Raw genomic sequence first — 14,668 nt, 5'->3', positions numbered from 1 at the left:
CCTATCATGAGCGACGCCGCCGCAATGACCGAAAGCGCTGCGAGCGCCATGGATGGCATGTATCGCCATCAGCGCTACATTTATGATTTCACACGACGCTACTATCTGATCGGCCGCGATCAGATGATCGCCGAGCTTGCGCCTCCGGTCGGCGGCACGGTGCTCGAAGTCGGCTGCGGCACGGCCCGCAATCTGCTGCGCGCCGCGCGCCGCTATCCGCTTGCGAAGTTCTACGGTCTCGATGTTTCCGAAGAAATGTTGAAGTCGGCGCGCGCCTCGATCGACCGAAGCCCGTTTCGCGACATCGTCACGATCGCGCAAGCCGATGCCACGACGTTCTCGGCGTCCGAACTTTTCGGCATCGCCAACATCGACCGCATCTTCATTTCATACGCACTGTCGATGATACCGCCCTGGCAGGACGTGATCGCCCGCGCCGTCTCACAGCTCTCGCCAACGGGCGAATTGCACATCGTCGACTTCGGCACGATGGCGACCATGCCCTCCTTGGCGCGACGCGGCATGCGCGCGTGGCTGACGAAATTCAGCGTCACGCCACGTCAGGAGCTCGAAGACGTCGTGCGCGACGTCGCCCGCCGCAGTGGTCGAAGCGCCGCTTTCCACCACGGCCGCTTCGATTATGCAGCCCACGTCTGCATCGGTGCGAAGCTTTCGTAACGCCGCGTCGGCAACCTAGCTGACGCGAGGCCCGAGAAGCTGCCGGAGCGCCAGCTCGATGCGCCGCCAGTCTTCTGCCGTGCGCTCGTCTCCGGTCTTTTCATAGCGACGAACCATCTGCGCCGCTTCTGCGAGCGCCTTCGCGCCCTGCACATCGTAAAGCTTACGGGCATGATCATGGATTTCGACGGCATTCATGACAAAGCCTCCCTGCGCTTTTTTTGTTTGGCCCCCTTTGATCCAGGATTTGATCCAGGGGCGTGACAGTCGCTCCCAAAGCCTCAATCGGGAACCACGCGCGAGCGTTCCACACTTCGCACCGCACGCAAAAGCCCCAGCGCGAGCACCAGGGCTTTCGTAATTATCACAATCGCATGATTGCGATTTATTCCGCCGGCGGGGTGGCAGCCGGTGCTTCGGCCGGATGCGCCGCGCCGTTGGGCATGACGGCCGCCGCAACGGGTTTATCGTCTTGCGCTTCCGCTGCCGCTTCTTCCGGAGCTTCGCCGGCGTCCGCCTCCGGAGCAGCCTCTTCGGCTGGTGCGACCTCGGCCGCCTCTGCTGCTGCCGGAGCGGCTTCCCCCTCCGGAGCCTCAGGCGCAGCAGCCTCTGCCTCAGGAGCCGCTTCTTCGGCAGCCTCCGCGACGGGCGCTTCAGCTTCCGCAGATGCTTCGATCGCAGCCTCCGCCGTTTCCGTAGCTTCGGCTGCGGGTTCCTCTGCCGCCGCCTCAACTGGTGCTTCAGCCGCCTCTGCAGGAGCCTCCGGCGCAGCCTCAGCGACTGGCTCCTCCATCGAGGCCTCCGCTGTTTCTACGACTGCGGCCTCAACCACGTCTTCAACCGTCGGCTCAGCCGCCGCTTCTTCTGAGATAGCCTCCTCTGGCATTGCTTCTTCGGCAGCCGCAGCAGCCTCCGGAGCGGCTTCTTCACATTCTGCCGCTTCTACGGCTGGCTCGGCCGTTGCGGCCTCCACAGCATCGCTATCGGCGGCAACAGGCACTGCAAGTATTTCATCGAGCTCGCTGATCGCGCGCTCGACGGCTTTCATGGCCTTGAAGTCCGGCGTCGCCTCAATGCGCGCACGAACGTCGTCGTGTAAGGTCTTGAGCTTGGACAGGATATCGGCCGACATCTTCTTCCCTTTTCTTAGTATTTTGAGAATAAGTTTCCGCTTCGCCTGCGCATGACTGAACATGCGGACGCTCATCTTCAAATTTTCCAGTAATGCGCAGTAATAAAGTACAGCAATTCGAGCCGACGCAAACGCCTGCGACAGATTGTGCACAGCTATAAATTGTATCGGGCTGAAGGACGCGCATCTTACCGCGGCCCCTACTCAGCGTCCTCGACCTGCGCCCGCTCTCCTGAAAGATATCTTCGGCGTCACTCGTTTTGTAATGAACCCATCGAAGAGTAGACCGCTCGATGTTTTGACGTCCGCCGCTAGCGTTCCATACATGAGCAGGCTCGGAATTCTCTCAGAGACCGCCAGATCGTTCGCGCCGCCGTATCCAAATCCCTGCTCACGCCTATGCCACGCGCCGTGCGTTCGGCGCCAAGTGGCTCGCGCACCAGACTGCATCAGTTTTTTTCTAAACCGCTTGCCTTCGGCGCGTCGGGATTTTAGTCTTTATGCGGATATTCTGTGTTATGCATATTATTTGGGGGTTTTTCAAATGCCGGTTACCAAAAAATTTCGACGTTGGTTGTTGAAGCCGCTCACAAAAAAGATCGAGCGGACAGTCGACAAGCGCGTAGCCATGTTTTCGCACTCATTTGAAAATGCCCAACAGCATGCTGAAAATTTAGCGCGAAATGCGCAGCTGGAGCGCGAATTCGTACGCTTAATGGCATTGACAAGAAAATTTCATCCCGTCGTCACCAGGATTGCCCCATGCGCCTCCTCTTCGACGTTCGATTTGCTCGACATCAAAGCCAACGCGGTATCGGCCGATACATATTTGGATTAATTGATGCTCTGCGCGTCGACGGCCGATTGAAGATTTCGCTTCTCGAAGACCGCGGCGCGACGGCCCTTGATGAATCGACAATTTTCATCGACGAACTCTCGGCGATAGACGAAGATCATTTCGATTTTTTCTGCCTGCCGAGCTATTTTCCGGACAACTGGGCCAACCACGAGGGACGCCTTGGATTCTTATTGCCACATCAAGCGCTAAGAATTAGCCGCTCGGTTGTCGGGATCGGCCACGACCTGATCCCAGATATTTTTCCTGATATCTATTTCGGCACGAGGCCCGACCTGCACGATTTATTTCGCCTTGGCGAAACAATCGCGTCACAAATCTCATCTCACACTTTCTGCAACAGCGTCACGACTGCAACCGATTTCGCAAAGTATGCAGGCTGTGCACCTACTGCCCTAACCGTGATTTACGGCGGCGTGGATATTGCGAAATGGTCGGCTGCGCATTGCTATCCGCCGACGGAGAACGTTGTTTATGTCGGCGGCGACGAATACCGCAAAAACCTCGATGGGGCGATTGCGGGTTTCGCTGCATTCAAGAAAATAAGACCAGAGTCTCGAGCAAAGCTCATTATCATCGGAAATATTCACGACCCCTCACGCTCCCGACTTGATAAATTGATCGAAGATCTTCTCTTGCCGCCGACCGACGTCTCGATGACGGGGTTTGTCGATGAGCACGATCTCGTCAGACTTGTAAAATCTGCCCGCATGACCGTATTTCCTTCGTTATATGAAGGCCTCGGATTGCCAGTTCTCGAGAGCTTGGCCGCGGGTGTTCCTTGCGCAGCATCAAACGTAAGCTCTACGGCGGAACTCGTTCCGCCCGAGCACCAATTCGATCCTCGCGATCCCCAGTCTATGGCCAAGGCCATCGACCTTCTTATCCATGACGAAACCGAGAGAAGCCATTCGATCGCGGCAGGACGGGAATTACTTTCCAAGGTGAATTGGCCGCGCGCCGCAAGCACCATGATCGACACGTTGCTCCGTATCCGCGTCGCAGATCGTCAACCCAAGGGATCGAAAAGCCGACGTGTTGCAGTATTCAGCTGCACCCCACCCGATCGAAGCGGAATTGCAACGAATTCAGCCAAGGTCTTTGGCGACGCCGACCTATTTGACCTGTTCACGGATGTGGCGTCACCGCAAGATTTGTCTCTACGTGAACGCGAGACACAGAAGATAGCGGGCCGTCAGGTTTCGTTATGGCCGATCTGCGCGTTCGACGATCTCGATGAGGCCGAACGCTACGACCGCGCTGTCTATGTACTCGGTAATTCGCATCACAATTTGCCGGTGCTTCAGGCACTCATGAACCATAAAGGTAGTCGTGCAGCCAAAACCGGCTACCTGCACGACGGCCGATTGGAAAATATTTGGTTCTGGTACTGCGGCCGATCGCTGGAGACGATGCGTACGCTGTTCTCGATGTTCTATCCCCTGGCGCAGCTGAAGAGTTGCGCAACCCATAACGAGTTCCCTGATGTAGGCATGAGAGGAATTCGCCCGCTCATACTCGGGGCCGACATCAGACACATCGTTGTGAATTCCGAGCGTGCCAAGAAGGCGATTGAATACGATATTGCTTGCGAATTCGATGTTCGCGTGGACATCGCCCATCACACAATCGATCGTATCGAGGCTAACGCCATCCCGCCGTTCTCACGCAGGCGAGATGAACTGATCATCGGCACGTTTGGCATTCCAGATAACATTAAAGGCACGGACCGCGTCATTGCTGCCGTCCGAGAAATAAATAGATCTCGGCCTGCGCGGCTAGCGATCGTAGGCTGGCGCGCTAACGAGTATGCGTGCAACTGCCTCAGCCCGGAAGATCGCAACATCATCGAGATCGTTGACTCTCCGAACGACGCCGAATTGCATCGTTGGATGAAGGCAGTCGATGTGGCTGTTCAGCTGCGCATGATCCAATATGGCGAAAGCTCGGGTGTCCTCGCCCAGCTCGTCGGTGTCGGCAAGAAGCCGATTGCATCGACAAACCTCATCGACCCGGCACTGGCGGATCACACGATTGCCGTCGATCGTGAAATTCCTCCGGAGCAACTGGCTGAGGAAATTTTAAACGCACGCCATGTAATCGGAACATATGACGGCCTCGAAAAATTTTCGTCTGCCTCGCTTGGAAATTGGTTCGCGAGCCGCTTTTTAACGAATTGAACGAAGCCCTTTCAAGCTTTCGACGCACAAAAAAGCCCCGCATCACTGCGGGGCTCTTTGATTTTCGAGGATCGACTGCGCCTTCCGGCCGGCTCGACGTAGGAGAGTCGGAAGGCGCAAGCAAAAGGATCAACTGCGCCGGGCGGCCGGCTCCGCGGAGCGGAGTCGCCCGGCGCAATTAAATTAGAAATCCATTCCGCCCATGCCGCCCATGCCGCCGCCGGGAGCGCCGTGCGAGTGGCCAGCGTCCTTCTTCGGCACGTCGGCGATCATGGCTTCCGTCGTGATCAGCAGGCCCGAAACCGAAGCGGCATCCTGCAGCGCGCAACGCACGACCTTCGTCGGGTCGATGACGCCCTGCGAGTACAGATCGCCGTACTCGTGGGACTGAGCGTTGTAGCCGTAAGCGTACTTCGAGTTCTCGAGGATCTTGCCGACGATCACCGAACCGTCTTCACCGGCGTTGGTCGAGATCTGGCGAGCCGGAGCCTGCAGCGCCTTGCGGACGATGTTGATGCCGACCTTCTGGTCGTCGTTCTCAGGCTTCAGCGAGTCGAGAGCCTTCGCAGCGCGGAGAAGCGCAACGCCGCCGCCCGGGACGATACCCTCTTCAACGGCTGCGCGCGTTGCGTGCAGAGCGTCGTCGACGCGGTCCTTGCGCTCTTTAACTTCGACTTCCGTCGCACCGCCGACCTTGATGACGGCAACGCCGCCGGCGAGCTTGGCAAGACGCTCCTGGAGCTTCTCACGGTCGTAGTCCGAGGACGTTTCCTCGATCTGCGCCTTGATCTGCTTGACGCGCGCTTCGATGTCGGCCTTCTTGCCCGAACCATCGACAATCGTCGTGTTTTCCTTGTCGATCGTCACCTTCTTGGAGCGGCCGAGCATCTGCAGCGTAACCGTCTCGAGCTTGATGCCGAGATCTTCCGAGATCACCGTGCCGCCCGTCAGGACTGCGATGTCTTCCAGCATGGCCTTGCGGCGATCGCCGAAGCCCGGAGCCTTGACGGCAGCAACCTTGAGGCCGCCGCGCAGCTTGTTGACGACGAGCGTCGCGAGAGCTTCGCCTTCGACGTCTTCAGCGATGATGAGGAGCGGCTTGCCCGACTGGACGACGGCTTCGAGAACCGGAAGCATCGCCTGGAGACCCGAAAGCTTCTTCTCGTGGATGAGAATGTAGGGATTCTCGAGTTCAGCAATCATCTTGTCGGCGTTGGTAATGAAGTACGGCGACAGGTAACCACGATCGAACTGCATGCCTTCGACGACATCGAGTTCGAAATCGAGCGTCTTGGATTCTTCAACCGTGATGACGCCTTCCGAACCGACCTTGTCCATCGCTTCGGCAATCTTCTTGCCGACGATTTCGTCGCCATTCGCCGAGATCGTGCCGACTTGAGCGATCTGATCCTTCGCGACCTTCTTCGAGTTGGTCTTGAGGTCTTCGACGATGGCCAGAACGGCGAGGTCGATACCGCGCTTCAGGTCCATCGGGTTCGAGCCGGCAGCAACCGACTTCGCGCCTTCGCGAACGATCGCCTGGGCAAGAACCGTTGCCGTCGTGGTGCCGTCACCGGCGAGGTCGGCCGTCTTCGAGGCGACCTCTTTGAGCATCTGCGCGCCCATATTCTCGAACTTGTCTTCGAGCTCGATTTCCTTCGCGACCGTCACACCGTCCTTGGTGATGCGCGGTGCGCCGAACGACTTCTCGATAACGACGTTGCGACCCTTCGGGCCGAGCGTGACTTTCACGGCGTTGGCAAGAATGTCGACACCACGCAGCATGCGCTCGCGGGCGTCCTGGGCAAACTTGACGTCTTTAGCTGCCATGTTGAGCAACTCCTAAGCTTGGCAAATAGGGGGATGAAATTAAGCGGCGGCCTTGGACTTTGCCGGGGCCGAGAGAACGCCGAGAATGTCGCTCTCTTTCATGATCAGGAGATCTTCGCCGTCGATCTTGACTTCGCTGCCCGACCACTTGCCGAACAGAACGCGATCGCCGACCTTGACGTCGAGGGGAACGACCTTGCCCGCTTCATCGCGAGCGCCGGGGCCAACGGCCACAACTTCGCCCTGCTGGGGCTTTTCCTTGGCGGTGTCGGGGATGATGATCCCGCCTGCAGTCTTTGCTTCTTCCTCAATGCGTTTCACGACGACACGATCGTGGAGAGGACGGAACGCCATGGGGGTAACCTCATGATTTGGCTAGACGATTTGTCTTTTGTTCGCAGCCTAGGATGCCAGGCCGCAGGCAACGGACATTGCTGTCCGCCGGTGCACTGCGAGCAGGATCGCTGACGAGCCCGAACGCGACGGATATATGGTGCGCACTGTTAGCACTGTCAATACTTGAGTGCTAAAACGTGATCCATTAGTATGGGCGTTCGCCTTATTGAACACCGCAGTAGCACGGGGCCATGGCGGGCCGTGCCGTCATCCGATGGCCGCGCCAAAAGTTGCAACAACAAAGCGGTTGCAGCTCACAATTACAAATCGCGCGCGATGTTTATATCGCGCGACAACTTGAAATCCATTTTTCTGAAGAGCGGGTTCGCGCAATTCATTTATCGCAAACAGTTATTCTGCGATGAGAATTGCGCATTTTCTTCAGTTGCCCCGTCGTACAAATTTCGCGACATCAAATCGCGAAATCGGCAAGCTTAGCACCTTTCCTAAGCCGTTCGACCAGCCAGTTCGGCTTACGACCGCGCCCCGTCCAGGTATCGGCTTTATTTTCAGGATTGGCGTATTTCGCAACGCCGATCGACTTGCCTTTTACTGCGCCGCGTCCGCGGCTTGCACCAAATAATTCCGCCACGGAAAATCCGTGTGTTTCTGCAAGATCCGCGACTTTCTTTTTTAGTTCGGCGCGTTCCCGGTCCCGAGCGGCTGCGATCGCCTTCTGAACTTTCGTTTCAAGGTCGACAAGCTCCTTGAGGGAAAGTTTGTCGACATTGATCGTCGCCATAGATTTTACTTTTCGCATCACCAACGACAACCTCTACTAGATTTCCTGCCCGCCGGTGTAATCACATCCCGACCCCTGCGCAGCAGGAATCTCCGAGATGTGTCACCGTGTCAACGCAACCTCATAAATACTCGTGAATATTCCGCAAACGAGAAATGCCGGATCACATATTTTTCAATGCAGCCAATTCATTAGTTTAAGCGGAGCGATATCACCACCTAAAATGCGCCTACGAACAAACGCTCAGGCTGAGAAATAGCACGAAATCTTGCCAATGAATTCAGCCTTTCCAACAGCCGGACCCTTACCGGATCGCAATCGAAAATCGCGTTCTTCTAATAATACCCGCAAACAATCCGTGTAGATACTAAAATACGAATTTGCATTGATGGCAAAAGAAAGAAATTACGGCCGGCATTCTTTGCAGCGATCTTGAAGGCTCTCACGGCATTCAAATTATTAAATTGTTGACTTTATCTGGGTCGCAGCCCGCCGCGAATTTTGGAGCCCAGCGTCCGCCATTAAATCTCTCCCACCATCCGGAAGATCGATATGCGAACGACGAAAATCGCCGATTAGTGTCGGCGCAGTGGAACTGCATCGCCAACCGCGGGTTCAGCCTTCGACTTGTGTAAGCTGGTTTCAAAAGCTACGTTCCCGCGGCTTTCAATCCACCCCGCAACATGATGAGTGGCCGTCTATGACGCTGAAATTACCTGATCTTCCTTATGCCTATGATGCTCTCGCGCCGTTCATGTCGGCCGAGACACTCGAGTTTCACCACGACAAGCATCACTTGGCGTATGTCGAAAATGGCAACAAGCTGCTTGCTGGCTCGAAGTACGAGGGCCAGTCGCTCGAAGATATCGTCAAGAACGCCTACGCCGATAAGGCCCAGGGCCTCATCAACAACGTTGGCCAGCACTATAACCATCTGCATTTCTGGCAGTGGATGAAGAAGGGCGGCGGCGGCAACAAGCTGCCCGGCAACGTCCAGAAGCTTGTCGACGGTTACGGCGGCTTCGACAAGGTGCGCAACGACTTCATCGAAGCCGGCAAGGGCCAGTTCGGTTCGGGCTGGGCTTGGCTTGCGGTAAAGGACGGCAAACTTGAAGTCGTCAAAACGCCGAACGGTGAAAACCCGCTGATGTACGGCTCCAAGCCGATCCTCGGCGTCGATGTCTGGGAGCACAGCTACTACATCGACTACCGCAACGCCCGTCCGAAGTACCTCGAAGCCTGGTTCGACAACCTCGTCAACTGGGAGCACGTCGAGGCTCTCGTCGGCTAAACGACACGTCGTCGAAACATTTGTTGGCGCCGGCATTGGCTCGTAATGCCGGCGCCTTTTTTTTTGCGCCTTTAAACTCCGCGTTCGAACTGATGCGCTAGGGCCACTCGAACACCTGCTGAATCAGAGACTTGGCGTGGAAGCTCGCCGCACGCCGTTGCCGCCGCCTTGTCCGTGCCCTAAAACTCGTACAGTAGGCGGGGTATTACTGAGGGGCGGGGGATCCGAGTGTTCGTGCCGAGATTGCACGTTGCTGTCACGTTGATCTTCGCGCTCGTTCTCACCGGGTGCGCGACAATTATGACGCGCAACGGGATTTCCAGCGCCTCCCTCGCCGAAACTGCGGAAATTCCGGGCATGCCCGGCGTTCGCTTCTGGGGCGATGAAGTTCCAAGAGATCCTATCGCCGAAATCCGGCGGCGTACCGCGCACATGCCCAAGCTAGGTAAGCACGCGAGAACCGTAGCCGGCCGCAAAGTCGTCGATACGCTCGCTCTTTCAGGCGGCGGTTCCGACGGCGCATTCGGCGCGGGCGTCCTCGCCGGCTGGACGAAGCGCGGCGACCGTCCGGAATTCCAGGTGGTAACGGGCGTCAGCGCCGGGGCAATCATTGCGCCGTTCGCCTTTCTCGGACCGTCCGAAGACGAAAAGCTTCACGCCATCTGGACGCAATACAAACAGGATCAGGTCGCGACGCCAGAAATTCTGTCAGGTCTTTTCGGCGGCCCTGCTCTTTCGAGCACCGCTCCCCTGCAGAACCTCATCGCCCACTATGTCGATGAAAAATTTCTCGACCGGATCGCTGCGCAATACAAGCGCGGTCGCATTCTCTTGGTCCTGACGACGAACCTCGATGCCCAGCGCCCGGTTGTTTGGAACATGGGCGAAATCGCCCTCAAAAGATCTCCCCAGGCGATCGAGCTGTTTCGCAAGGTCATCCTGGCGTCCGCTGCTATTCCCGCCGCCTTCCCGCCGGTCAAAATTGAAGTCGTCGCCGACGGCAGAATGTATGACGAGTTGCACGTTGACGGGGGCACCACCCGCGAAGTCTTCATCAGCCCGGTCGATGCGCCCATTAAAGCTTTCGACGTTCTTTACGACCAGCCGCCGATCCGCCGCTACTTCATCATAAAGAACGGCAAAGCCACCCCGGACCAGGAAGTCGTAAAGCCGACGACGCTACAGATCGCCGGCCGCTCGATTTCCACGCTAATCAAGAGCCAGAACATGGGCGAGGTTTATCACATCTACCGCGTTGCGCTTGATGGTGGCGCCGATTTCAACTTCTTGGCTGTGCCGCCATCGTTCGATTACAAGACCAAAGAAATCTACGATCCGAAGTATCAGGCGGCTCTCTATGCCAAGGGCGTCCAGGTCGGACGCAGCGGCATTTGGCTGAAGCATCCGCCGGGTGTGGCCCCGATCGGAGTCGATGGACAGCAGCCACGCCCCAGCCTGCCTGAGCCGCTGGCCGCCGCAGGCAACGGCTGACCCGCATCAACCGACAGCAGCTAAAAAGCAAAAGCGCGGGCTTTCGCCAGCGCTTCCCATCGTCTGAACGAGGCCGTCGCTTAATCTTAAGCTCAGAACCAGCGCGGCTGCCACCAATGCAGCAGTGTCTTCACAGCGTCCGGCGCAACCAGATAGGCGATACCGACGATGGCAACGGCCGCCACAACCAACAGCAGGATGGCAAGGCTCACTGGAGCGCGATAGCTAAGACCCGTACCCGGAATGCCGAACGTCACCACCGGCCCCTGCTTCCCGACATTCAGCGTCGCGCCGTTGCCGCCGACACTGCTGCTGACGCCGGTCTTGCTGAGATTGATGCGAACGCCGGGAAGAATTGTAAATGTCTTGCGAAACCGGAAATAGCCCATCTCAGTCTCCTCGTCGGCGCCTGCCGGTTAAATCATCCAATTTACGCGCCACGGTACTCGCGTTTTGCGAATCTCCAAAAAAACCTAATGGCTCCAATTGTGACTTTCAACGGATTCGCTCCGCTGTCAGCCTTTACTGCCAAAAAGACCGGGAAAGACCTTCTTCGCGCTGTGCTTGAGCTGCCCCAACATCGTGCTGCGATCCTGCAAGCGCTCGTGTGCTGATTCGCGATCGAGGCCCTTGGCGTACTTCTTGACGTTGTCGCTACCGGCGGCGATGAGCTTTTTCCTCTCCTCTGCGGTAAGTGGCCCGACGCGCGACATCGGCGGCCGAATTAACGTCCGCTCGACCATCGACGGTTCGCCCTTGCCGCGCAGTAACGAAACCAGCGCTTCACCGACGCGAAGCTCCTGAATGGCGCGCTCGGTATCGATGCTCGGATTGGGCCGGAACGTCTCGGCAGCAGCGCGGATCGCTTTCTGCTCTCTCGGCGTGAAGGCGCGCAACGCGTGCTGAATTCGGTTGCCGAGCTGTGCCGAGACGCGATCGGGAACGTCGCTCGGGCTCTGCGTCACATAATAGACGCCGACGCCTTTCGAACGGATCAGCCGCGACACGCGTTCGACCTGTTCGAGCACCGCTTTCGGCGCGTCATTGAACAGTAAATGCGCTTCGTCGAACAGAAATACGAGCTTGGGCTTTTCGAGATCGCCCACCTCCGGCAGCTTCTCGAAAAGCTCGGTCAACAGCCAAAGCAGGAACGTCGCGTAAAGGCGCGGCGTGTTCATCAACTTTTCAGCCGCAAGCACGTTGACGATGCCGCGACCGTCCGCATCGACCTTCAGAAAATCCATGATGTCGAGCGCAGGCTCACCGAAAAACCGGTCGGCGCCTTGCTCTTCAAGAACAAGGAGACGGCGCTGGATAACGCCGACAGTTGCCGGCGCGACGTGTCCGTATTTGCTGCGCAACGTCGAGGCTTTCTTGCCCATCTCGTCGATGACCGCGCGCAGATCCTGCAGATCGAGGATCGTCATTTTCGCGTCACCGGCCGCCCGTTCGTCCTCCGCCCAGCGGAATGCAATATTCAGCACGCCTTCCTGAGGCTCGGTCAGCTCCATCAATCGCGAGAGCAACAACGGTCCCATTTCCTGCACGGTCGCGCGAACGGGATGGCCGTCTTTACCGAAGATGTCCCAGAACGCCGTCGGGAACGACGTGTTGCCGTAGTTCGTCAGCCCGATTTCTTTCGCCCGCTCGACGAGCTTCGGCGCAGGTGTACCCTTTGCAGCGATCCCCGAAAGATCGCCCTTGATGTCGGAAGCAAAAACCGGAACGCCGGCCGCTGAGAAGCCTTCGGCCAGCACCTGAAGCGTAACGGTTTTGCCGGTACCGGTCGCGCCCGTGATAAGACCATGCCGGTTGGCCAGCGCAAGCTCGATACATTCCGCCGCCGGTTCGTGGCCTGACTTGCTGACGCCAATGAGGATCAAGCCATCTTGGACATAGTCGCGAGGATCGGCGACCGCTTCGCCACTGTCCTCGGGCCCATGCTTGCCGGTCATAGTGCCTCCTCGCGTATCGAAACGGCCGACTCGCGCTGCGGCCATTCCTGCCGTGATGCCATGCCCGCCCAGCCGACGCAAACGTCAACCCGGCCTCGCCCCAGCGCGGCAATTCGGCCAAGCCACATGGCAATTTCAGGCTCGCACGAACTGCTTTAGGGGGTATACCGGAAAGATACCCTATCGATAACGCCCCCTACGCTTTGGGAACCAAGTTGTATGACGACCCGGACGCAAGATTTGCATTTCGCCCAGGATTTTCCGGCCGCCAATATCGATGAATGGCGCGCCCTCGTCGAAAAAGCGCTGAAAGGCGCCGATTTCGAGAAACGGCTTGTCAGCCGCACGGCCGACGGCCTGAAGGTCGAACCGCTCTATACCCGCCGCGACGCGCTTCAAAGCACGGTAAATGAGCTGCCGGGCAAGCCCCCGCTCACCCGCGGCATGAGGCCCGCACGTGATGGCCTCGGCTGGGACATTCGCACCTTCCACATCGAGGCCGACCCGAAAGCGGCGAACAAGGCAATTCTGGAAGATCTCGAAGGCGGCGTGACATCCATCGCACTTCAGGTTTGCGGCAACGGCCTGCCCGCCACCAAGGAAGCATTCGCCGAGGCGCTCGCGGGCGTCCTGCTTGACGTTTGCCCCATCGTCCTTGTTGCCGGAGAAAACGTCTTCGACGCCGCCCTCGCGCTGATGGCGGAATGGGACGCAAAAGGCATTAAGCCTGCCGAACGCCAGGGCTCGTTCGGCGCCGATCCCCTCGGCACGCTGGCGATGACCGGCCGCTTGTCGGAACCGGTCGAGACGGCGCTCGCACGCGCCGTCGCCTTGATGAAGACGACGATGGCGTCACCGCGCGTTCAGGTCATGACGGCAGATGGCGTCCCGGCGCATGTCGCAGGCGCCAGCGAAGCGCAAGAGCTTGCGTTCATGCTGTCGGCGCTCGTTGCTTATTTGCGTGCAGCGGACAAGGGCGGCATCGCTCCTGCCGAAGCACTCCCGAAAATCAACGTCGCGCTTGCAGCCGACATCGATGAATTCTCCACGATTGCAAAATTGCGCGCTGCGCGTCACCTGGTCTGGCGCGTCGCGGACGCTTGCGGTGCAGGCAATGCGGCATCTGCCGTCACGCTCAATTGCCCAACGTCCTATCGCATCATGGCGAAGCGCGATCCGTGGACGAACATCCTACGCACGACGATCGCATGCGCAGGCGCGGCTCTCGGCGGCGCCGACGCCATCGTTGTACTGCCCTTCACGTTCGCGCTCGGTAAACCGGATGCATTCGCGCGCCGCGTCGCGCGCAACATCCAGATCGTCTGCCAGGAAGAAAGCCACCTCGGCCGCGTCAATGACCCGGCAGGCGGTTCCTGGTACGTCGAGAACCTGACCGACGACATGACGAAGAAAGCTTGGGAAATCTTCCAGGATATCGAAGCCCGCGGCGGCCTTCTCGCCTGCCTGCAATCGGGCTTCGTGCAAGAAATGATCACGAAGACGGCGGAAACACGCGCCAAGTCGGTCGCAACGATCCGTCAGGAATTGACGGGTGTGAATGCGTTTCCGTTGCTCGGAGACGATGGCGTTCATGCCGATCCGTGGCCGGCAGCTTCGGCGCCAACGGCGAATGCCGCCGTCGAGATCGCACCGCTGAAACCGCATCGCCTCGGCGAAGCGTTTGAGACGCTGCGCGACGCGGCGGACGCCCACGGCGGTTTCAACATCTTCCTCGCCAGCATGGGCGAGATCGTCGATCACAACATTCGCACGACGTGGACGAAAAACTACCTCGCGGCGGGTGGCATCGCAACGCTCGTCAGCGACGGCTACAAGACGCCCGAGGCCGCAGCCGAAGCCTTCCGTAAATCCGGAGCGACCGCCGCGTGCATCTGTTCGTCCGATGCGGTCAATGCCGCGCTTTCAGAACCGACGGCAAAAGCTCTGAAAGCCGCAGGCGCTAAACTCGTGCTCATGGCCGGTCGGCCGGGCGACAACGAGGCCGCGCTCAAGGCCGCCGGCGTCGATCAGTTCCTGTTTGCCGGGGCCGATGCGGTCGCCACGCTGAAAGGCCTGCAAGACAAATTGGCCTAAGCGAAAAGCCAAGGAAACGACGA

At 58.4% G+C, this 14,668-nt stretch carries 13 protein-coding genes; 6 read left to right on the top strand and 7 right to left on the bottom strand.

Translation table 11 applies throughout. The features are described from left to right. Nucleotides 1-6: 6 nt before the first annotated feature. Nucleotides 7-678: a class I SAM-dependent methyltransferase gene (locus RLW41_RS14965; RefSeq protein WP_414461984.1), complete on the top strand. Its 672-nt coding sequence runs from the start codon at nt 7-9 to the stop codon at nt 676-678. Between the two features lie 15 nt (nt 679-693). On the opposite strand, the gene RLW41_RS14960 is transcribed toward RLW41_RS14965, so the two are convergent. Next, nucleotides 694-876 carry a hypothetical protein gene (locus tag RLW41_RS14960; protein ID WP_409562446.1) on the bottom strand — a complete coding sequence of 61 codons (183 nt, stop codon included), beginning with the start codon at nt 874-876 and terminating at the stop codon, nt 694-696. Between the two features lie 187 nt (nt 877-1,063). Next, on the bottom strand, nt 1,064-1,885 hold the full coding sequence (locus RLW41_RS14955) for a hypothetical protein (protein WP_414461983.1): 822 nt from the start codon (nt 1,883-1,885) through the stop codon (nt 1,064-1,066). Between the two features lie 469 nt (nt 1,886-2,354). Between RLW41_RS14955 and RLW41_RS14950 the strand changes: the two genes are divergently transcribed. Both RLW41_RS14950 and RLW41_RS14945 read left to right on the top strand, forming a co-directional pair. Next, nucleotides 2,355-2,648 carry a hypothetical protein gene (locus RLW41_RS14950; protein WP_414461982.1) on the top strand — a complete coding sequence of 98 codons (294 nt, stop codon included), beginning with the start codon at nt 2,355-2,357 and terminating at the stop codon, nt 2,646-2,648. Between the two features lie 26 nt (nt 2,649-2,674). Beyond that, complete coding sequence (locus RLW41_RS14945) at nt 2,675-4,846, top strand: glycosyltransferase (protein ID WP_414461981.1); 2,172 nt, start codon at nt 2,675-2,677, stop codon at nt 4,844-4,846. A gap of 183 nt (nt 4,847-5,029) precedes the next feature. Here the strand turns inward: RLW41_RS14945 and groL are convergent, their stop codons facing one another. From groL to RLW41_RS14930, 3 genes are all read right to left on the bottom strand, one after another. Further along, on the bottom strand, nt 5,030-6,676 hold the full coding sequence (gene groL, locus RLW41_RS14940) for a chaperonin GroEL (protein ID WP_409562443.1): 1,647 nt from the start codon (nt 6,674-6,676) through the stop codon (nt 5,030-5,032). 39 nt (nt 6,677-6,715) lie between these two features. Then, entirely contained in the window at nt 6,716-7,030 is a 315-nt protein-coding gene (gene groES, locus RLW41_RS14935) for a co-chaperone GroES (protein ID WP_013946533.1), read from the bottom strand. Nucleotides 7,031-7,484: 454 nt separating this feature from the next. Further along, a complete protein-coding gene (locus RLW41_RS14930) occupies nt 7,485-7,814 on the bottom strand; it encodes an H-NS family nucleoid-associated regulatory protein (RefSeq protein WP_409562442.1) in 330 nt (109 codons plus the stop codon). Nucleotides 7,815-8,514: 700 nt separating this feature from the next. On the opposite strand from RLW41_RS14930, the gene RLW41_RS14925 reads away from it, so the two are divergent. Further along, nucleotides 8,515-9,105, top strand: a complete 591-nt coding sequence (locus tag RLW41_RS14925; protein WP_409562441.1) for a superoxide dismutase — start codon at nt 8,515-8,517, stop codon at nt 9,103-9,105. Nucleotides 9,106-9,339: 234 nt separating this feature from the next. Continuing rightward, nucleotides 9,340-10,596: a patatin-like phospholipase family protein gene (locus RLW41_RS14920; RefSeq protein ID WP_414461980.1), complete on the top strand. Its 1,257-nt coding sequence runs from the start codon at nt 9,340-9,342 to the stop codon at nt 10,594-10,596. A 92-nt stretch (nt 10,597-10,688) separates the two neighbouring features. On the opposite strand, the gene RLW41_RS14915 is transcribed toward RLW41_RS14920, so the two are convergent. Both RLW41_RS14915 and RLW41_RS14910 read right to left on the bottom strand, forming a co-directional pair. Continuing rightward, the gene (locus tag RLW41_RS14915; RefSeq protein ID WP_409562439.1) at nt 10,689-10,985 is read right to left on the bottom strand and encodes a DUF4236 domain-containing protein; all 297 of its coding nucleotides are present in this window, start codon (nt 10,983-10,985) and stop codon (nt 10,689-10,691) included. Between the two features lie 126 nt (nt 10,986-11,111). Further along, nucleotides 11,112-12,551 carry a helicase HerA-like domain-containing protein gene (locus RLW41_RS14910; RefSeq protein ID WP_414461979.1) on the bottom strand — a complete coding sequence of 480 codons (1,440 nt, stop codon included), beginning with the start codon at nt 12,549-12,551 and terminating at the stop codon, nt 11,112-11,114. Nucleotides 12,552-12,770: 219 nt separating this feature from the next. Here RLW41_RS14910 and RLW41_RS14905 point away from each other — a divergent pair, with 219 nt between their 5' ends. Beyond that, entirely contained in the window at nt 12,771-14,645 is a 1,875-nt protein-coding gene (locus RLW41_RS14905) for a methylmalonyl-CoA mutase family protein (RefSeq protein ID WP_414461978.1), read from the top strand. Nucleotides 14,646-14,668: the final 23 nt, after the last annotated feature.

The organism is Hyphomicrobium sp. DY-1 (assembly GCF_047497105.1).
Classification (GTDB): domain Bacteria; phylum Pseudomonadota; class Alphaproteobacteria; order Rhizobiales; family Hyphomicrobiaceae; genus Hyphomicrobium_B.
The sequence above is the reverse complement of the archived record's forward strand: the minus strand, read 5'-3'. Positions and strand labels throughout refer to the sequence as shown.

What these genes read in the sequence shown, in the direction of transcription:
- RLW41_RS14905 (WP_414461978.1), top strand. Translation starts at nt 12,771, where the DNA reads ATGACGACCCGGACGCAAGATTTGCATTTCGCCCAGGATTTTCCGGCC.
- groES (WP_013946533.1), bottom strand. Translation starts at nt 7,030, where the DNA reads ATGGCGTTCCGTCCTCTCCACGATCGTGTCGTCGTGAAACGCATTGAG.
- RLW41_RS14955 (WP_414461983.1), bottom strand. Translation starts at nt 1,885, where the DNA reads ATGAGCGTCCGCATGTTCAGTCATGCGCAGGCGAAGCGGAAACTTATT.
- groL (WP_409562443.1), bottom strand. Translation starts at nt 6,676, where the DNA reads ATGGCAGCTAAAGACGTCAAGTTTGCCCAGGACGCCCGCGAGCGCATG.
- RLW41_RS14950 (WP_414461982.1), top strand. Translation starts at nt 2,355, where the DNA reads ATGCCGGTTACCAAAAAATTTCGACGTTGGTTGTTGAAGCCGCTCACA.
- RLW41_RS14930 (WP_409562442.1), bottom strand. Translation starts at nt 7,814, where the DNA reads ATGGCGACGATCAATGTCGACAAACTTTCCCTCAAGGAGCTTGTCGAC.
- RLW41_RS14910 (WP_414461979.1), bottom strand. Translation starts at nt 12,551, where the DNA reads ATGACCGGCAAGCATGGGCCCGAGGACAGTGGCGAAGCGGTCGCCGAT.
- RLW41_RS14925 (WP_409562441.1), top strand. Translation starts at nt 8,515, where the DNA reads ATGACGCTGAAATTACCTGATCTTCCTTATGCCTATGATGCTCTCGCG.
- RLW41_RS14965 (WP_414461984.1), top strand. Translation starts at nt 7, where the DNA reads ATGAGCGACGCCGCCGCAATGACCGAAAGCGCTGCGAGCGCCATGGAT.
- RLW41_RS14960 (WP_409562446.1), bottom strand. Translation starts at nt 876, where the DNA reads ATGAATGCCGTCGAAATCCATGATCATGCCCGTAAGCTTTACGATGTG.
- RLW41_RS14915 (WP_409562439.1), bottom strand. Translation starts at nt 10,985, where the DNA reads ATGGGCTATTTCCGGTTTCGCAAGACATTTACAATTCTTCCCGGCGTT.